Source organism: Prevotella merdae, assembly GCF_900290275.1.
In the GTDB taxonomy this organism is placed as follows: domain Bacteria; phylum Bacteroidota; class Bacteroidia; order Bacteroidales; family Bacteroidaceae; genus Prevotella; species Prevotella merdae.
In genome coordinates, this window is the sequence record NZ_LT985324.1 from 81,392 (window position 1) to 99,325 (window position 17,934).

Below are 17,934 nucleotides of genomic sequence, written 5' to 3' on the forward strand. Positions count from 1 at the left end.
AACATTAAAACTCAAAAAATATGAATTATCAGGAGACTGTAATATTGAAAGAGAGCCGAGAATATAAAGCGGCTGAAGCTTTGACAGATTCCATCAACTCAATGTCATGGAATCCTAAGAAGTTTGGACTTGCTGTTAGTATGCAACACAGAACATTACAGCAGTCGTTGATGAAATCGTTTGTGGCAACTATCCGAGTTATAGCTAGCGATGATTACGGTTACGATGACAGAAATCGTGGCGCACATGAAGCCGCAAAGAAGATGGTTGAGTCTGGCATTTTGGATGAGATATACTTACCATTCATTTAGCCTATGACTTACGAATGTTGCTGTTCCGATATTACTCTTTCGGAATGGCAGAAGAAGATGAAGGGGGTTAAGCCTATCAATTACAAGTGGTTGGTAAATAAAATCAAGAAGCATATTCCTCAGCTATACGAGGCATTAGCACTTGACTACTATAATCCCTATGAGAATAAGTGTGGAGTGAATCAGGACTACTATATCTTAGTTCATTCCGCTATTGAGTATTTTATTAAAAAGTAAACAACAATGGCAGCAAATATCAATATCGAGTTGTTCAAAAGATACGCTCCAAAGAAGAAATTGGAGATTATCAACGCTCTTAACGAAAACGAACTTTTGGCTATCACAAACAATACCATCCTCAGAATTATCAAGGAGGCAGGTCGTGGAGATAGTAACAAAACAAGATGCAAGTATAAAACATTATTCCTTTCTGATGCTGGCAACAACTGGAATAGCAAAGTGACAAACATTTATAACTGGAAGAAGGATGAAGTCTATCTTTCGGTTTACATCCAGGGTGACGATACAGATACCTATGTTACTTATAAACTCAGAGACTTTCTCGACAACAGATATGAAGAGCAGTGTCTGGCATATATCGAAGAGTCATTCAGAAATGGTTATTCTCTCAAGAAACCAGCCAACTACAACAGAGCAGACAGAGCCAGAGTTATCAAGGCTATTCTTACTGCCTATGTTGAATGCAAGTACGAATCAAAACTAAAAGGAAATGGCAAACAAGAAAGCAACTAAGAAAGGTAAGGTATCTGTGTCTTACCGTGGAGCTTCGATGCTCGATGTTGTCCGCTATGTTCACGAAGAGACTGTAAGACATTGTGAGTATTGCGGCAGACCGATGACAAGAAGTGATGTTAATGATTATGGATCTCTCTGTGAAGATTGCTATATGAAGGAATACTATGGCTAAAGGAGTATTTTATCTTATAGATGTTGAGCATGAGGGTGATGTTCAATACGCCATGAGTCAAATTATAGATAATGGCGGTACGATAGATAAAGTTGTATGGACTGGGATAGAGGACGATGATGCTTATATCGTATTCTCAGCTCCAACCAAACAACAAGTACAAACAATTAAATCAATCCTACAACATGGCTAAGGAGATAACTTATAAGGAGAATTTGATTATTCTGAACTCTCCCGATGATGTTCAAGCCTTTATTCTGAATGAAGATGTGAAATAGAGGACAATACCTTTGATTCACTTGAAGAGGCAAAAAAATGGATTGATAACAATAAAAGGCAAGATGGGTAATAAGAAACTATCAACCGACATGGCAAGGTACATTTGGAGTATCATTGCCAAAGAACCTCTCCTTCCTATGAGTTGGGGAGTGGACTTAGAAACAGTAGTATGTAGTGAAGATGCTCTCGAATTCCATGTTCAGGGCTTCTTACATACAGGAAACGTGAGAATTGTCTATATCGAAGGAGCTGATATATTCCAAGTTCTCTTATATGATGAAGAAGGGAATTTGCTCAAACAGATAGACGATGTGTATTTAGATAACCTGGCAGAGACGATCGACCTAAACGTGGAGAACGACAAGGTTGAGAACTATAATGCCAAAGTAATGAACTTCTTAATTGGAGCATAATATGAACGATAGAATAGCAAAGCAAATCTGGCATGATGCTCTTCAATGTAGCATGAAGCCTTTCTCATGGGGTCTCCACTTCAACGACATCAAAGTCATCGAAAACGGAACTTCATTTTATGTTCAAGGAAAAGTCTGTGGATGGATTAAGATACAGCTGACAGAAGATAACAGATACGATATAACAATAACTCCCGACAACGCTCTGGAATCCGAAGTTATCTATCGTTTCGTTTCTTTAGAGAATATCGCTTCACTCATAGATGTAAACGTACAATATGGCGTTTCTTACTACGATTACATTTGCTCTATATTTGGGCTTACACATAAAATCGCAGTATAGGGAAACTATCAATCCTACGAAGATGGGGAATATCAGGAAACTAACAATCTCTGGTATTCCTCATTTTTTATGTCTAACTCACATTGGTTCCATCGACAAGACGGACATCTAAGCTGTGGAACTTATGTTAAAACCAGTAAACAATGACAAAAACAAAGTATGTAGCTTATCTCCGAGTCTCTACACAAAAGCAAGGATATAGTGGACTTGGACTTGAAGCACAAAGAGAAATTATACACAACTACCTCCGTGACACAACTCCGATTTCTGAGTATGTCGAGGTAGAAAGTGGACGCAAATCTGACAGACCAAAACTGAAAGAAGCGTTATCACAATGCAGAAAGGAAAATGCAACTCTGATTGTTGCTAAACTAGATCGTCTCGCTCGAAGCGTATCTTTCCTTTCAAATCTATTGGAGTCTGATGTGGAAATAATCTTTTGCGATTTCCCCCAGGCTAATAAAATGGTACTGCATATAATCTCTGCTATTAGTCAGTATGAAGCAGAACTTATTGCAGCAAGAACCAAAGCATCATTACAGGCAAAGAAAGCAAGAGGATTCAAACTTGGCAATCCAGAGCATTTACTGGATAAGCATGAGCAAGCAATCCAGAACAGCATCAAGACCTGCAAAGCTAAAGCGGATAGCAACCCTAATAACAAGAGGGCTATTGCTATGCTCCGTACTCTCGTGAAAGAAGAATATACCTTACAAGAAATGGCAGACACACTCAATCAAGAGGGATTTGTCACTTCCAAAGGTTGCTCTTTCTCTAAATCAACAATATATAAACTTATCAAAAGATACAACTTAAAATGAAAGAGAATATACACAATCAGGAGGGTGCTATCATTAGAACTCTTCATTCTTCAAATGTAGCATACGCTAGAATCTATAGTGAAGAACAACGTATGAGAATCAAACAACTCATACAACACAACTTTCTTCCACATCATACTTCTGTGGGGGTCGGTAAATCTACGAGAAAGCATTGGAACGTGGAGAAGTACCAAGGCAAATATGGAGTGGGGTTTAAGATGATTACCACAAGCCCCTATAGCTCCAACTTCAACCACCTAACCTATTTTATCAAGGAGGCGGTATGACAGAACAATATCTTTATCCAGTGTATGAGACCGACTCCTGGCACTCTCTTTCGAATCGAGATTGCAAGGGGATCTACACATCAAAAGAAGAAGCCGTTGAAGCCATAGCGGAACATCATAATATTCCTTTGGATGAATTTAATGGACTTACGGCAGAAGAGGCAAGAGAACAAATAAAACAAGAATTACAAATCCCCTTTCAAACACAGGGCTATACTGTAAACTATGACATTGAGGTATGGCTTGTGAATGACTGGGCTTAAAAATCGAGAACAATGAAAAAGTTTACTGTACATTACAACTATTACGCTACAGCCGATGTAGTAGTTTTTGCCAACTCGAAAGAAGAGGCTATCGAAAAGGCTGACCAAATCGAACTTGACAACAATGACTTTGAACTGGATTTTGACAGTAGAGAAGTCTTTGAGTCAGAGGATGCAACTTCAAACAAGATTACGATATGAGAATCTTATGGTACTTTATGGCTTGGACTAAAGAATCAGCCAAGCCTATCACATTATGGGTAGAAGCAAAAAATCAAGGAGCAGCAAGAAACTTGATTATGAGAGCAAACCCATTTGTGACCAAGTTAATGTTTTACAAATCAACAAGAATAGAATAATCATGGAACCAAAGTATGTTTTAATCTTAGACTTCACTATCGGAAGCTTGAATATCATAGAGCTTACCGATGACGAACTGAAAGCATCTGAGGAGTATGAGGATTTTTCAGATTTCCTCTCAACCCTCGAAGATAAGTATGGTTTCAGACTAAGTAATTCACAGTGGATGACAACAGAAACTTTGTCTATCTATCACTACAAAGACGGAAAGGAGGTTGGGGATGCCGAATTGGTGTGATACCTCTTATAAGTGCGTAGGAGATTTGAAGGAAGTAAAATCTCTGCATAAAGTCTTGAAGTATATGGAGAAACGTAAGACCTCTATACTGTCTAATGGTTTCGGCAAGATGTGGCTCGGAAACCTTGTATATAAACTTGGCGGCAACTGGAAAGAACTCAGATGCCGTGGGGAGATAACAGACTTCTCTCTTGACGGAAATGTACTGACAATAAATCAGGAAACGGCATGGTGCGAACAGGAAGGGGTTAGACAGATTATCGAAAAGACCTATCCCAGCATTAAGGTTTACTTTATGGAACAGGAACCTGGCTGTGAAGTTTACTACACAAACGATGCTTCAGGCGACTATTTCCCTGAGCGTTACTTCCTTGATTCAAACGAGGATTGGGAATATTTTGAAACTCTCGATGAAGCAGCCAATTTTGTATCTAAGATTGTCGGGAATGATGTAGAGCCAAGCGTTAATGCAATACAAGACGCTTTGGATGCTTATGTTGAGAAGCATGAGGAAGAGAATGAGGATATGTTTTATTCCTTCCACGAGTTCAATGTCTGCAATGACTAATCAAATTAGGAAGAAGGCTTTTATGGGCTTTCTTCCTTTTTTGTCATATATAACGGTAGCGTAATTTAAACTGTGTCAGGCACTGTGTTTTCTATTTTATAGAGACTGACACAGTTCTGTTGACATCCCGATTACCCAATGGCTTATACCAACAATCTATAATGAGGCATTACGAAACACGGTCTTGCTCTCTTGCCACAAACTGTACTTCGACATTCACACGGAAGTCATTAATATTGCAGAGGTCTTCAAATGAATAGAGAAAATGATGATTGTGTAGGCAGTACCATGGATAGGTAAAATACACATCTTGATAAACAGGATAGTGCATACCTTCGTCCCATGAAACTCCATCATCCATTGTTATCTTGCGCTCATCCCAATCGTCTGGAGAATACTTGCTTACCCAGTAGTCACAACAGGAGTGTGGCTCGTAATAATTAGAACCGCTCGCCAAGGCTGCAATAATATTCCAAATGTGTGTACCCTCATAATTGTGCAATTCTGCCTTCAAACGTTGATTCTCTTTGGCAGACGACTTGTATTTTCGCTCATATCCCAGTTCGCTTTTGCTGTTCTTCCATTTGGGATAAACATATATTCCAATCTCATAGTGTGTAGTATGGCTCACCTTCTCCATCCACTGTAGCGACTTGCTTGTCTTTTTGCCAAGTTTGATAGCTTTGCGTATGGCACGCATCAGCAGGTCGTTCGTCCGCCTTATACGTTGGGCATTCTCCTCGTTATGTACAAAATTTCGGTTCATCATCCGTTGGCGGTCTGCAAGCAGACTCCTGACCTTCTTCTCTTGGGCATCCACTTTGGCGCAATGCCCTTGGCTCCAAACTTTATCAGTGTAGTTTTGGTAGCCAAGTTCAATGAGTGTGACAAACTCCTTCTTGATACGTTCTTCCAGTTCTGTGAGGCTCATGTTCTCCACCTCTGAATTGTCATACTCTGTTTCTTTGTTCAGAAGCTCCAATTCCCAATCTTTAAGATTCGTGGGCTGACAATTCTCATCGTATGCCTGAGCTGCACCATCGTTGGTGAAGCAGACATAGCCAATGAAAATCTTCTTATACCCATCCTCCTCTTCGGGAATGGGTACACATCTATAGCGGATTTTTAAATCATCGTAGATAAAAGGAATGAGAATCTGATTCTCCTGATTGATTACGCCTGTCTTATAATCTTTCCATGAAATCGACTGACCGTTTGCGTTAAAGAAAAGCGGACAACCATATATGGCTGGGATAAGGATGCGTCTTTCGCCAATATGATAGTAGCCGTATTTTCCCTGCTGCTTAAACCACATCTTTTCATCTGCTGTACCCTCGTCTTTTATACCTATTCCTTTAAACTGAGGCTTTATGTACCAACTCCTTTGCCCTTCGATTTTTACCCCGAAAAGGTGCTTGCGTTTGTCAAAAACCTTAAAATACTTGATACTATCTGTTTGCTGTTTCATGCTTCCTAATCTTTTGTCTTACTATCAGAATTCTCACTTGCCATATTCTGTTCTTTTAAAGCTGCTTGTTCTGCCACCTTTTCTTTTAATTTACGAGCTATTCTATTTTTCAATGCACGTTGCTCCTCTTCTTTAAGTTGTCTTTTCTGTTCTACTTTTGTCAAAAGGGCATTGTGCAAATCTGCTATGCAGAAACAGGCATCTTCAGAACTTTCTCCAGCTTTTCTTAATAGCATATCAAGAATTGCATTTTTTATATCTCTTCCAGAAAATCCATCTATGATTTTACCCTCTTCTGAAATGGACTCTTTATTGATGGTATCATCATGTGGTAAGGAAGCAGGAATAGTATGCCAAAGAATTGCAGCACGAGCTTCCTCGTTAGGAAGTCCAAAGTATATATGTTTAAGAATGCGAGAATTGAAAGCTGTGTCAAAGTTGGAAACAAGGTTGGTTGCAAAGATAACCACACCTGAAAATTCCTCTAAAAGGATAAGCATTTGGCTGCGTAGTGAGTTCAATGCTTGGTCTGAACCATGACGGACATCCTCTATACGCCGTCCAAGGAAAGAGTCTGCTTCGTCAAAAAACAGGACAGAATTGGTTTCCTTTGCAACAGAGAAAGCCTTTTGAAGATTTTTGGGTGCTTCTCCTACATACTTAGATTCAATTTCCGAGTAGTTGAGCAGCAAGATAGGCATATTCAAACTTTTTGCTATGGCGTGAGCTGTCATGGTTTTTCCAGTGCCAGGCTCCCCATAAAGATTGATAACACTACGTGGAACTGGGTCTATATCTTTAAATCCCCATTTGTCGTAAATAAGTTCTTTGTAGCGTATTATTTTCAACGCATCTTCTATATCCAGTTTTGTTGTCTCATCAAGAATAACTTGATTTAAAGAATATTTAGGAGTTTGCGGAAAGAAAGATGGTGTTTCGTCTTTTTCTTTCGTTTTGATGACTTCATCCTCTTTATGAACATTCTCCTCTTTCTCTTTAAAGTTCAAGTCTATACGTAGATGTCCAGTAGGAACTATAGCTTCAATTCCAGCCACCTCTGTATACTCCTTAGCTTTGACCATTATGTCAAAACTATTAGAGATAGAAAAAGCAGCATTGCTAGTCAAACTGTATGGAAGTTCAGTATTCTCCTTTCGCTTTAAAGCCATACCAACAGACACCTGTAATCGTTTGTTGGTACACTCATTTAAGCATTTGCGAATATAAGATGCAAAGCTATTCTCAAATTGCCCTAATAAGAGAAGTTGATTGTCAGTCAACCCCTCCATTCTTATATTTATCATTATTGTATATCTTTGTTGTTAGTTGTTAAGATAAATTGTCTGTCCGACATAGAGATTATCTTGGACACCGTCTCCTTCAATATCCATAGGACAGATAGGCTTATCTTGCTCTCCAAAAATTCCTACACGCACTGCACTTTTTTTCTTTTCCATAATTTTTATTTTCAATGCGCTTGGAACTTTCTGTCGAACTTGGTCTTTAATTGTAAACAGGTCAATTACACCTGCAACAACAGCAACAACAAGGTCATACGCAAAATCCACCACTTCACCTGCAAATTTAACAGTAGCCTTGGTTGCTCTGTATATAGTCATAATGACAGCGATAATCAGAGACAGCAACGATAGTACAAACCACAAAGCTATACTATCGTAACTTTGAACAGCACAACAGCAAATAAAAAAAAAGAAGAAGAGAGCAGTAAGTCCGAAAAACAGTTTTATCATTTGGTAAATCTATTGTAGTTTAACTTGTGGATTATCCCAAAACGACAAGATGCTCAGAACCCAAAACTTCTTTTACTTTCTGCTCAACTTCACGAGCATGAATCAGTCTGGCGAACTTTATTTCATCCTTTTTCTCGTTATAAACACCTATAAAGAATGTCTGATAACCTTCCTTCTTTTTAGGATATGGTGCATGAAGCATTCTACGGAACTCTTCACAATCTCCATCTGCGAGGAATGGTATATCTTGTCCTTTAATGATTTGTTGTGACTTGAAGTAATTGATGATGTCGTCCATTCGTAGTGTTCCCTCAACGACATCCTCCTGCACTGAAGCGAGAAAATTTCTTTTGTTCAGATACATTCTCCAAATACAATATCCGATAGCAGCAGCTATTCCTGCGCCAATAATATAAGTACATCCAGTCATAATAATTATTATTTGTATTTATGCTAATACAACAAGCTCTTCTTTTCCAAGAACCTGTTGCGTTCTTTGATCTAAAGCGTCAGCCTCAATGTATTCATTGTGGGTAATCTCGTCAGTTTCTTCATTATAAACACCTTTGAAAATACCAACATCTTTGACAGGAGCCTTTTGTAGCATTTCTTTGAATACTTGTTGATTGGCATTTGCTATAAATGGCACATCTCGTCCTTGTTGTAAATTGAGACTTTTGAACCAGCCTACAACATTTCGAGCAAAATTCAGACATCCTTCAATGACTGTTACAATGAGCTTCTTGATATATGCACATGCTTGTTTTATCAGTTCTATAATCTGCTCCATATTCAATTATTTTAAAATAACCAACTTGTTTTCCTCAAAAAGATTGATAACTTCAGGAGTTAATGCTGTCGCCTTAATCACAACGTAATGATTATCCTCAACAGGAAGTAAATCACGGTCTTTTACATAGGCGAGATATACAATGTTAGAATTGTCCTTGATTACTTTCATTGCAGCGACACCATTACTGGAATTTACACGGTATCTTCGACTGATTTCAGTCAGAAGTTTCATATCCAGTACAACGCACTCTTCATTGTGGATTGTCATTTTTAATGCAGTCTTGAATGAGTCGATAAATTTGCCTACTTTTTCCGTTGCATACTTAGTTGTTTCCTCGATAACAGACTCTGCATATTCTTCTATGAGATAGTCTACAACTTCTGATATGTATTTGTTCATCAGTGAAATTATTATAACTGTTCAACATGGAGTTCTGTCATGGATAAAGCACCAGCACGTTTGATGTCAATGCCATATATGCGATAAAAGGCATCTACTACAACCTGACCTCCGTTTGTGGTTACAGGGTTGCTCATGCTTTGGGTTACAACTTCCACAGACATTCCAGGCTCTATACGAATGCCATTTGAATTCTTTACTCTTTTGGTTGTGATTCTAAATCTTGCCATAATTCAAAAATCTTTGCCGATACGCTCCACAACCACGGCGGTTAGTATATAGATACAAGAAAGGGATGGAGTTCGAATCTGCCATCCCTCGCTCTAGGTAGTCTGGAAAAAAACCTGTGGTACGAAATGTTCAGAAACAAAGCCCCATCCCCAGTGCTGATATGTAGGGGTACAATTAAGGCTGTACCGAACATTATCATATACACCAAGGAAGGGCATATCGTTTCTATTCATTAGTACCTTTCTTCTTTGTTTTCCAGACATTTTAGAGCGGTATGAATAGCTTGATACGCCTTCTTGACTAACTGGCTATTCCCTGCTTTTACACAGAGCCTCCAATCAGCGTGACAAAAGTACAGAATTTAAGTGAGAATCAAGAATCTTTTGCTGAGAAAGTGGCAAAATCGGGCTGTTTTTCTTAATTTAACGTGTGGATTGGTGGAATTTCGGAGAATTTGTATAAATTTGCATCAAACGATAATAAATTTTATATGGAGCAAGATTTAAATCGCATTAAGTTAGTCCTTGTCGAAAAGAAGAAGACGGGGAAATGGTTAGCACAAGAACTGGGTGTATCAGAGTGTACTGTGTCAAGATGGGCTAGTAATAAAGCTCAGCCTAACCTTAGTTCACTTAATGTCATAGCAAAACTACTTGGTGTCGAAATGAAAGATCTGTTAAGAAGTTAAACCAAGTTCTTCTCCAAACCAAGACATTAAAGTAATGTATATATGGACAAAGGGCAATTTTTATTATATCAAACTCCTGACGGTGATTCACAGATAGAGGTGAAGTTGCAAAACGATACTGTCTGGCTCTCGCTTGACCAGATGGCAGAGTTGTTTCAGCGTAATAAATCCACAATCTCACGACATATAAAGAATGTGTTGGAGGATGGAGAATTACAAGAAGAGGCAACTATTGCAAATTTTGCAACAGTTCAAAATGAAGGGACTCGCAAGGTTGAAAGAGTAATAGCATACTACAACCTCGACATGATTATCAGTGTAGGTTACCGTGTACATTCATACCGTGGTGTTCAGTTCCGTATATGGGCAACTAAGGTACTGAAGGAGTATATAGTAAAAGGCTTCGCCATGAACGATGACCTTTTGAAGAGAGCTGGAGGTGGCAATTACTTTGACGAGCTGCTTGCAAGAATACGTGACATCCGCTCCAGTGAGAAGGTGTTCTATCGTAAGGTGTTGGAGATTTATGCCCTTAGTATCGACTACGACCCACGAGTGGAAATGACACAAAAGTTCTTCAAAACAGTACAGAACAAGATGCACTATTCTGTTCACGGTCATACGGCGGCGGAAATAATATACGAGAGAGCCGATGCCGAGAAAGACTTTATGGGACTTACAACGTGGGCTGGAGCTATGCCGTCAAAACCGGAAGCGGAAATAGCCAAGAACTACCTCACCCACGAAGAAATAAAGTCCTTGAACCGCATCGTGAGCCTGTATCTTGACTTCGCCGAAATGCAAGCCGAGGAACACCGCCCTATGTATATGAAGGACTGGATAAATATTCTTGACGACTTCCTCCGTATTTCCCGTAAAGACATCCTCACTCATGCAGGTAAAATCTCCGCCAAGCTCGCCAAAGAGAAAGCCGACCATGAATACGACAAATTCAAGGAGCGTACCAAGAACAACCTCTCACCTGTAGAGATTCACTTCTTGGAGAACTTTGAGCGTGAACAGAAAAGGTTGATGGGAGGAGACAAGAAAGAGGGAAAGTAAGAACAATAATATTTCACCTTATTATATATAGGGAACTTACTACTCGTAGTTCAGATAAATATTGTAATTTTGCACTTGGATTTAGGTGTTATTGGTACAAGATGATGCCAACAGTCCGAAAATAGTTCTTTTAAATATTAACTCCAAAGACTGAAATGCTGAAATATGCTATTGGTTTACAATGGATTATGGACAAAGGATAAAGCGAGATAGAAACGTTTTGCCGACCGTATGACTGATACTCTCGGCCGTATGCACTCTGACGCTCAGTTCGCAGGTTCTTCTTCAGTTCCTGCTCACGTAGAGATGATGGGCTTCCTCGGTATGGGTAACAACCCAATGGTAGGTGCTTCTGTAGCTATCGCCGTTGCTATCGACCTTGCCCTCAACAAGAAGTAATTGATAATATAATCAGTTATTAAATACATTTCCTCCATAATCATTCGTGGTTATGGAGGATTTTTTTGTTGGATTTTTTCTACCAAATATAAGTGTTGTTTGCCTTAATTTGCTTAATTTTGCGCTTTACAATCAAATACAATTCATTAGATGATACAAGAATACCAAATTCGTGTGCTGCCCGTTGTGGCCTCGCACGAACAGAATATACGTCAGTATGTGGCCGATGAGAAGGGTATTGACGCGCGTACAATAAATGCTGTGCGCGTGTTGAAGCGCAGCATAGATGCCCGCCAACGCACAATATTCGTAAACCTTACGGTAAGGGTGTACATCAACGAAATGCCACAGGACGACGAGTATGTAAAGACTGAGTATAGCGACGTAAGCTCGAAGCCGGCCGTTATTGTTGTGGGCGAGGGACCAGGTGGATTGTTTGCCTCGTTGCGACTTATCGAGTTGGGGCTGCGCCCTATTGTGCTTGAGCGTGGCAAGAATGTGCGCGAACGTAAGATCGACCTTGCCAATATTGGCAAGACACAACGCGTGGACCCCGAGAGCAATTATTGCTTTGGAGAGGGTGGAGCAGGTGCCTACTCGGACGGCAAATTGTACACACGCTCGAAGAAACGCGGCAACATAGAGAAGATACTTAATGTGTTCTGCCAGCATGGCGCTTCAACCTCAATACTTGCCGATGCCCATCCGCATATTGGTACCGATAAGCTGCCTAAGGTAATCGAGAACATGCGTGAGACAATAATAAGATGTGGCGGCGAGGTTCACTTCCAAACTAAGATGACACGTCTGCTGATAAATGCCGACACGGTTGTGGGAGCCGAGGCTGTGAACCTGAAGACAGGAGCAGAGGAGACTTATCATGGCCCGGTTATTCTTGCTACTGGCCATTCGGCTCGCGACGTGTACAGATACCTTGCCGAGGCAAAGGTGGAAATTGAGGCAAAGGGAATAGCCGTAGGTGTGCGCCTTGAGCATCCCTCGCAGCTTATAGACCAGATACAGTATCACTCGAAGCAAGGCAGGGGCAAGTATCTGCCAGCTGCCGAATATAGCTTTGTAACACAGGTTGACGGGCGTGGTGTCTACTCGTTCTGCATGTGTCCAGGAGGTTTTGTCATTCCGGCAGCAACGGATAAGGAGCAACTTGTGGTAAACGGTATGAGTCCAAGCAATAGAGGCACACAATGGTCAAACTCGGGTATGGTTGTAGAAACACGTCCGGAGGATGTGGGAGGCGACGAGAACGATCCGCTGCGCGTGATGCACTTTCAAGAGAAGCTTGAGCGTGATTGCTGGCAGCAGGCCAATATGAAGCAGACAGCCCCAGCACAACGTATGGCTGACTTTGTGAACGGTCGTCTTTCGTACGACTTGCCTAAGAGCAGCTATGCTCCAGGACTAATTTCGTCGCCATTACACTTCTGGATGCCTAAACAGATAAGCCGACGCTTGCAGGAGGGATTTAAGAAGTTTGGCAAGATGAGCCACGGATTTCTGACAAACGAGGCTTTGATGATAGCCACGGAGACTCGTACATCAGCTCCGGTACGTATTGTGCGCGACCGTGAGACGTTGCAGCATGTGCGCATACACGGACTCTTTCCGTGTGGCGAGGGAGCTGGATATGCTGGTGGCATTGTATCGGCTGGCGTTGATGGCGAGCGATGTGCTGAGATGTGTGCAGAATATGTAGGCGCGCTATAATATATAGAAAACGTCCATTACACGTGATTGAATCCTAATACGTGTAATGGACGTGTTTTTTTCGGGAGTGGTATAATAACCATGCATTGGCATGAGCGATGAATTGCGACTTTTATATTACCGGAGCAAGCAGATGAGCAAACCATCCTACAAAGCGCTGCCATGGTGTGCGGAACTTTAGCCACCTTTGCTGCGTAAGTTTGAAGCTGCGGTTCTTGTCGCGCTCAAACATCTTGGACAATTGGGCTGTGGTGCACGGGTCTATGATGATGGCGTTCTCCTCGTAGTCGAAGCTAAGACTGCGCGAATTGAGGTTGGCACTGCCCACAGTGCAGAAGCGCCCGTCAACCATTATAATCTTGGTGTGATGAAAGCCAGGCTCGTAAATATAAATGTGCGCGCCTCGCTTCATTAGCTTGTGCACATTGTAGAAGACACAGTCGGGCGTTAGTGGAATGTCGCTATGTGCCGACACCATAATCTCTACCTTAACGCCACGCTTAATAGCCTGTTTAAGGGCCTTCTTCAGTTTATGGTTTAGCGTGAAGTAGGGATTAACAATCTTAATGCTGTCTTTAGCGTTGTTGATGGCGTTGTTGTAGAACGTGCGTATAATCTTGTTTGTGGTGTGTGGCTCGCGGTTTATTATGCCCACCATCTTGTGTCCGGCAGTATTGCATGTGTCCGGCTTCAGGCCTTCGAAATGGTGCAAGCCATGTTTGTTGCGATAATACTTGTCTCCATGAATGTTCTGTTTGGCCGTCTTGTTCCATATTCGCAAAAAGATATCCTGAAGAGTGTTTACCTCGGAGCCTTCTATACGGCAATGCATGTCGCGCCATTCGCCCACCTGCTTTGTACCCTTGATGTAGTAGTCGGCCACGTTCATTCCGCCTGTATAGGCAATCTGTCCGTCAATGATGACGATTTTGCGGTGGTCGCGGTGCCACACATGGTTGACCCAAGGAAATCGCACTGGGTCGAACTCGTATATTTCTATTCCCCGTGAGCGTATGTCATTAAGATGGCGCTTGCGCAAGGGACGGTTGTTGGAGTCGTTTCCGAAACCGTCGAACAGCGCCCTAACCTCGACACCCTCTTTAGCCTTTTCGGCCAGGATGTCGAAGAGTAGTGATGCAATAGAGTCGTTTCTGAAGTTGAAGTACTCCAAGTGTATGCTGCTGCGTGCCTGTCGTATGGCGCTGAACATATCGTCAAACTTCTCTTGTCCGCTCATCAGCAGCGTTACGCTGTTGTCGTGCGAGAAGCTTATGCCCTCCTTACGAAGTCGACTGACGATAAGCGAATCGCTTGTTTGGGCAGACGCTTCGCCCACGATGCCGAGACAGGCTATAAGGCAGATTAATAAAGTTTTTAATCTCATATCTGTTTTTCTACACCATACAGCGGTAGTGGTCTACAATGCCAAGCAGGTGCAGCTGCTCGTCTACCACAAGTACAGAGTGAATCTTGTATTTGCTCATAATCTTTTGTATCTCGCTAATCTTGGCTGTAGGTGCAACCATCTTAGGCGAGCATGTCATGATGTCGCTTACTGGGCGGTCGAAGAAGTTTTCGCGCCACTTCTCCATAGCACGACGCAGGTCGCCGTCAGTAATCAGGCCAATAACCTTGTCGTTCTCAATAGCCACACCCATACCCATCTTGCCTTTGCTAACCTCAAGAATAGCGTCGCCCAAAGGCATGTTCTTAGATATTACAGGCATGTCGTCGCTCTTCATCACGTCGGCTGCGGTGGTAAGCAGACGCTTGCCAAGAGATCCGCCAGGATGGAATTGTGCAAAGTCGCGAGGCTTGAAGTCGCGTACCTTCATAAGGGCAATAGCCAATGCGTCGCCCATAGCAAGTGTTGCAGTTGTGCTGCTTGTAGGTGCAAGGTTTAGCGGGCAAGCCTCCTTCTCAACACGAATGTTGATGTGGGCTGTAGAGTATTTGGCAAGCAGCGAGTCGGGATTGCCACTCATGCCAATGATAGGAATCTCCATATGCAGCACCATTGGTATGAAGCGCAGAAGCTCGTCGGTCTGACCAGAGTTGCTTATGGCAAGCACCACATCGTCCTTGGTCATTACGCCAAGGTCGCCATGAAACACGTCGAGTGGATTGATGAAGAACGACGGTGTGCCTGTAGACGACAGCGTGGCTGCTATCTTTGCGCCTATGTGTCCGCTCTTGCCCACACCTGTTACAATAACCTTGCCGTGGCAATGGTAAATCAGTTCAACCGACTTCTCGAAGTTGTGGTCGAGTTGAGGTATGAGGTCGGTCAAGGCTTTAGCCTCGTCGTTGATGCATTGAATTGCATATTCGTTGACGTGCTTAAGACGTTCGGTTGCAATCTCGTTCTTATCGGTTGATGTTTCGTTCATAATAGTTTTGTTATAAGTTCTTCAAGTTTGTCAAGATACAGCATGTTAGGTCCGTCGCTCAAGGCGTGGTCGGGGTCGGGATGCACCTCGAAGAAGTAGCCATTTGCACCAAAAGCTTTGGCGGCAAGAGCCATGTTAGGCACAAAACGGCGGTCGCCTGATGTCTTGCCTCCACCTGCTCCCGGACGCTGAACACTATGTGTACAGTCCATAACCACACGCGGTGTTATGGTGAGCATGTCGGGAATATTGCGGAAGTCGACCACAAGGTTGTTGTAGCCAAACATATTGCCGCGTTCAGTAAGCCACACTTCCTTGGCACCAGCTTCGAGAGCCTTCTCCACAGGATACTTCATGTCCAAGCCACTAAGGAACTGTGCCTTCTTGATGTTGATGATTTTTCCAGTCTTTGCAGCAGCCACAAGTAGGTCGGTCTGTCGGCAAAGGAAGGCTGGTATTTGAAGTACGTCGCATACCTCGCCTGCGAGAGCTGCCTGATAGCTCTCGTGTATGTCTGTAAGTACACGCAGACCATATTTAGACTTGATGTCGGCAAGCATCTGCAAGCCTTTCTCAAGTCCCGGACCACGGAACGAGTGTATAGATGTACGGTTGGCCTTATCGAATGAGGCTTTAAAGATAATATCTGTGCCGAGTTTGCTGTTGATGCGTACAAGTTCTTCGGCAACTGTATTGAGCAGTTCCTGCGACTCGATGACACAGGGGCCAGCTATGAATATTGGTTGCATACGATTGTTGTTTACATTGTTATATATAGACAATTACAAAGGTAATACAATTTTTTTGTACATCAACACTTTATTGGTGTCAAATCTACTAACAAAAAAAAATAACGCCAATTAAACGAATCTCTCCGTATAATTGGCGTTAATTATGGATCATCCGATATTTTGAGTGATACAAGCTGGAATTTATCGATGAGGATTATATGAGTATACGGCGATAAACTGCAATTTACACATCAATCACCCATTTTTCGGATGAACCTTAATTATATTCGTGCAAATGATGCCTGTCTATGTGTGTGCTTTACTCGGCAGCCACAAACTCGTCCAGGAAGCGTGTGTCGTTCTCTGAGAACATACGTAGGTCGGCAACACGATACTTAAGGTTGGTGATACGCTCGATACCAAGACCAAAGGCGTAGCCTGTGTAAACCTTGCTGTTGATGCCGCATGCCTCAAGCACGTTGGGGTCTACCATACCACAGCCAAGAATCTCAACCCATCCTGTGTGCTTGCAGAAACCGCAACCCTTGCCACCGCAGATGTGGCAAGAGATGTCCATCTCGGCGCTTGGTTCGGTAAATGGGAAGTAGCTTGGGCGTAGACGAATCTTTGTGTCAGGACCAAACAACTCGCGAGCGAATGTCAGGAGCACCTGCTTAAGGTCGGTAAATGAAACATTCTTGTCTACATACAATCCCTCAAGTTGGTGGAAGAAACAGTGGGCACGTGCCGAGATAGCCTCGTTGCGGAACACTCTACCCGGACATATCACGCGGATAGGCGGTTTCTGATGCTCCATAATGCGGCTTTGGTCGTTAGATGTATGCGAACGCAGAAGTATGTTCTTGGTTACATCATTTGGGTGCTGGCTTATGAAGAAGGTGTCCTGCATGTCGCGTGCTGGGTGATCGGCAGCAAAGTTTAGCTTAGTGAACACGTGAAGGTCGTCGTCAATCTCTGGTCCTTCAGCAAGGGTGAAGCCCATACGCTGGAAGATGTCGATAATCTGGTTCTTAACGATATTAAGCGGATGACGTGTGCCGAGCTGTATTGGATAAGCAGAACGTGTGAGGTCGAAGTCGTCTGCCGACTCCTCAGCAACCTCGTTCTGTTCCTTTAGTTCGTTGATTTTCTGTAGTGCGAGTTGCTTCAACTCGTTGATTTTCATTCCGACAGCCTTTTTCTGATCGGCTGCCACATTACGGAAGTCAGCCATAAGAGCTGTTATTTCGCCCTTTTTGCTGAGATACTTCAGTCTGAGCTGCTCAATCTCTTCGGCATTGTTGGCCTTGAGATTGTTCACTTCATTAAGAAGCTGGTCTATCTTTTCTAAAATCATATAATGTATAATATTTATTTCTGTATTTTTAAAAAACAATGCAAAGGTAATATTTTTTGGCATAATAAAGAAGTTTATCGAAATAAAGTTGTACTTTTGCGTTTTAAAATTTGAGGGATGTAATAAAGT

Annotated in this window: 27 protein-coding genes and 1 pseudogene; 17 read left to right on the forward strand and 11 right to left on the reverse strand. The window is 42.2% G+C overall.

What is annotated here, in order from left to right:
- Window positions 1-80 precede the first annotated feature (80 nt).
- The 13 genes from C9991_RS06690 (at window position 81) to C9991_RS06750 (ending at window position 4,811) form a co-directional block, all read left to right on the forward strand.
- Window positions 81-311 carry a hypothetical protein gene (locus C9991_RS06690; protein WP_232823269.1) on the forward strand — a complete coding sequence of 77 codons (231 nt, stop codon included), beginning with the start codon at window positions 81-83 and terminating at the stop codon, window positions 309-311.
- Between the two features lie 3 nt (window positions 312-314).
- Window positions 315-548: a hypothetical protein gene (locus C9991_RS06695; RefSeq protein WP_106811828.1), complete on the forward strand. Its 234-nt coding sequence runs from the start codon at window positions 315-317 to the stop codon at window positions 546-548.
- 6 nt (window positions 549-554) lie between these two features.
- On the forward strand, window positions 555-1,064 hold the full coding sequence (locus C9991_RS06700; protein WP_106811829.1) for a hypothetical protein: 510 nt from the start codon (window positions 555-557) through the stop codon (window positions 1,062-1,064).
- On the forward strand, window positions 1,042-1,239 hold the full coding sequence (locus tag C9991_RS06705) for a hypothetical protein (protein WP_106811830.1): 198 nt from the start codon (window positions 1,042-1,044) through the stop codon (window positions 1,237-1,239). The genes C9991_RS06700 and C9991_RS06705 overlap by 23 nt, the downstream gene beginning before the upstream one ends.
- The gene (locus tag C9991_RS06710) at window positions 1,232-1,432 is read left to right on the forward strand and encodes a hypothetical protein (RefSeq protein WP_106811831.1); all 201 of its coding nucleotides are present in this window, start codon (window positions 1,232-1,234) and stop codon (window positions 1,430-1,432) included. Before C9991_RS06705 ends, C9991_RS06710 begins: the two co-directional genes overlap by 8 nt.
- A 97-nt stretch (window positions 1,433-1,529) precedes the next feature.
- Window positions 1,530-1,931, forward strand: a complete 402-nt coding sequence (locus C9991_RS06715; RefSeq protein ID WP_232823270.1) for a hypothetical protein — start codon at window positions 1,530-1,532, stop codon at window positions 1,929-1,931.
- 1 nt (window position 1,932) lies between these two features.
- The gene (locus tag C9991_RS06720) at window positions 1,933-2,274 is read left to right on the forward strand and encodes a hypothetical protein (RefSeq protein ID WP_106811833.1); all 342 of its coding nucleotides are present in this window, start codon (window positions 1,933-1,935) and stop codon (window positions 2,272-2,274) included.
- Between the two features lie 143 nt (window positions 2,275-2,417).
- Window positions 2,418-3,095 carry a recombinase family protein gene (locus tag C9991_RS06725; RefSeq protein WP_106811834.1) on the forward strand — a complete coding sequence of 226 codons (678 nt, stop codon included), beginning with the start codon at window positions 2,418-2,420 and terminating at the stop codon, window positions 3,093-3,095.
- A 92-nt stretch (window positions 3,096-3,187) separates the two neighbouring features.
- Window positions 3,188-3,382, forward strand: coding sequence for a hypothetical protein (locus tag C9991_RS06730; protein WP_157949390.1), 195 nt, complete (start codon window positions 3,188-3,190; stop codon window positions 3,380-3,382).
- Window positions 3,379-3,645, forward strand: a complete 267-nt coding sequence (locus C9991_RS06735; RefSeq protein ID WP_106811836.1) for a hypothetical protein — start codon at window positions 3,379-3,381, stop codon at window positions 3,643-3,645. Before C9991_RS06730 ends, C9991_RS06735 begins: the two co-directional genes overlap by 4 nt.
- 12 nt (window positions 3,646-3,657) lie before the next feature.
- Window positions 3,658-3,846 (forward strand): hypothetical protein, encoded by a 189-nt coding sequence (locus C9991_RS06740; RefSeq protein WP_106811837.1) that lies wholly within the window; start codon window positions 3,658-3,660, stop codon window positions 3,844-3,846.
- 160 nt (window positions 3,847-4,006) lie between these two features.
- Entirely contained in the window at window positions 4,007-4,243 is a 237-nt protein-coding gene (locus tag C9991_RS06745) for a hypothetical protein (RefSeq protein ID WP_106811838.1), read from the forward strand.
- Between the two features lie 64 nt (window positions 4,244-4,307).
- A complete protein-coding gene (locus C9991_RS06750) occupies window positions 4,308-4,811 on the forward strand; it encodes a hypothetical protein (protein ID WP_232823271.1) in 504 nt (167 codons plus the stop codon).
- Window positions 4,812-4,980: 169 nt separating this feature from the next.
- On the opposite strand, the gene C9991_RS06755 is transcribed toward C9991_RS06750, so the two are convergent.
- The 7 genes from C9991_RS06755 to C9991_RS06785 are packed head-to-tail and all read right to left on the reverse strand — an operon-like array spanning window position 4,981 to window position 9,452.
- Window positions 4,981-6,279, reverse strand: a complete 1,299-nt coding sequence (locus C9991_RS06755) for a hypothetical protein (RefSeq protein ID WP_106811840.1) — start codon at window positions 6,277-6,279, stop codon at window positions 4,981-4,983.
- A gap of 5 nt (window positions 6,280-6,284) precedes the next feature.
- The gene (locus C9991_RS06760; protein WP_106811841.1) at window positions 6,285-7,583 is read right to left on the reverse strand and encodes an ATP-binding protein; all 1,299 of its coding nucleotides are present in this window, start codon (window positions 7,581-7,583) and stop codon (window positions 6,285-6,287) included.
- An 18-nt stretch (window positions 7,584-7,601) separates the two neighbouring features.
- Window positions 7,602-8,030, reverse strand: coding sequence for a hypothetical protein (locus tag C9991_RS06765; protein WP_106811842.1), 429 nt, complete (start codon window positions 8,028-8,030; stop codon window positions 7,602-7,604).
- Window positions 8,031-8,061: 31 nt separating this feature from the next.
- Complete coding sequence (locus tag C9991_RS06770; protein WP_106811843.1) at window positions 8,062-8,460, reverse strand: hypothetical protein; 399 nt, start codon at window positions 8,458-8,460, stop codon at window positions 8,062-8,064.
- 18 nt (window positions 8,461-8,478) lie between these two features.
- Window positions 8,479-8,820, reverse strand: a complete 342-nt coding sequence (locus C9991_RS06775) for a hypothetical protein (protein ID WP_106811844.1) — start codon at window positions 8,818-8,820, stop codon at window positions 8,479-8,481.
- A 6-nt stretch (window positions 8,821-8,826) separates the two neighbouring features.
- Window positions 8,827-9,222: a hypothetical protein gene (locus tag C9991_RS06780; protein ID WP_106811845.1), complete on the reverse strand. Its 396-nt coding sequence runs from the start codon at window positions 9,220-9,222 to the stop codon at window positions 8,827-8,829.
- An 11-nt stretch (window positions 9,223-9,233) separates the two neighbouring features.
- Window positions 9,234-9,452: a DUF6140 family protein gene (locus tag C9991_RS06785; protein WP_106811846.1), complete on the reverse strand. Its 219-nt coding sequence runs from the start codon at window positions 9,450-9,452 to the stop codon at window positions 9,234-9,236.
- Between the two features lie 491 nt (window positions 9,453-9,943).
- Here C9991_RS06785 and C9991_RS06790 point away from each other — a divergent pair, with 491 nt between their 5' ends.
- The 4 genes and pseudogenes from C9991_RS06790 to C9991_RS06805 all read left to right on the forward strand — a co-directional run bounded on the left by C9991_RS06790 (window position 9,944) and on the right by C9991_RS06805 (window position 13,327).
- Window positions 9,944-10,141 (forward strand): helix-turn-helix transcriptional regulator, encoded by a 198-nt coding sequence (locus C9991_RS06790; protein WP_106811847.1) that lies wholly within the window; start codon window positions 9,944-9,946, stop codon window positions 10,139-10,141.
- A gap of 42 nt (window positions 10,142-10,183) precedes the next feature.
- Entirely contained in the window at window positions 10,184-11,203 is a 1,020-nt protein-coding gene (locus C9991_RS06795; protein WP_106811848.1) for a virulence RhuM family protein, read from the forward strand.
- Window positions 11,204-11,434: 231 nt separating this feature from the next.
- A pseudogene (locus C9991_RS06800) lies at window positions 11,435-11,602 on the forward strand (GGGtGRT protein); the annotation flags it as partial.
- A 150-nt stretch (window positions 11,603-11,752) separates the two neighbouring features.
- Complete coding sequence (locus C9991_RS06805; RefSeq protein ID WP_106811849.1) at window positions 11,753-13,327, forward strand: NAD(P)/FAD-dependent oxidoreductase; 1,575 nt, start codon at window positions 11,753-11,755, stop codon at window positions 13,325-13,327.
- A gap of 112 nt (window positions 13,328-13,439) precedes the next feature.
- Here C9991_RS06805 and cls read toward each other — a convergent pair whose 3' ends face one another.
- The 4 genes from cls to pheS form a co-directional block, all read right to left on the reverse strand.
- Window positions 13,440-14,711: a cardiolipin synthase gene (cls, locus tag C9991_RS06810; protein WP_106811850.1), complete on the reverse strand. Its 1,272-nt coding sequence runs from the start codon at window positions 14,709-14,711 to the stop codon at window positions 13,440-13,442.
- A gap of 10 nt (window positions 14,712-14,721) precedes the next feature.
- A complete protein-coding gene (locus tag C9991_RS06815; RefSeq protein ID WP_106811851.1) occupies window positions 14,722-15,717 on the reverse strand; it encodes a KpsF/GutQ family sugar-phosphate isomerase in 996 nt (331 codons plus the stop codon).
- A complete protein-coding gene (gene kdsA, locus C9991_RS06820; RefSeq protein ID WP_106812767.1) occupies window positions 15,714-16,466 on the reverse strand; it encodes a 3-deoxy-8-phosphooctulonate synthase in 753 nt (250 codons plus the stop codon). Before kdsA ends, C9991_RS06815 begins: the two co-directional genes overlap by 4 nt.
- A gap of 301 nt (window positions 16,467-16,767) precedes the next feature.
- Complete coding sequence (pheS, locus tag C9991_RS06825) at window positions 16,768-17,805, reverse strand: phenylalanine--tRNA ligase subunit alpha (RefSeq protein ID WP_106811852.1); 1,038 nt, start codon at window positions 17,803-17,805, stop codon at window positions 16,768-16,770.
- Window positions 17,806-17,934: the final 129 nt, after the last annotated feature.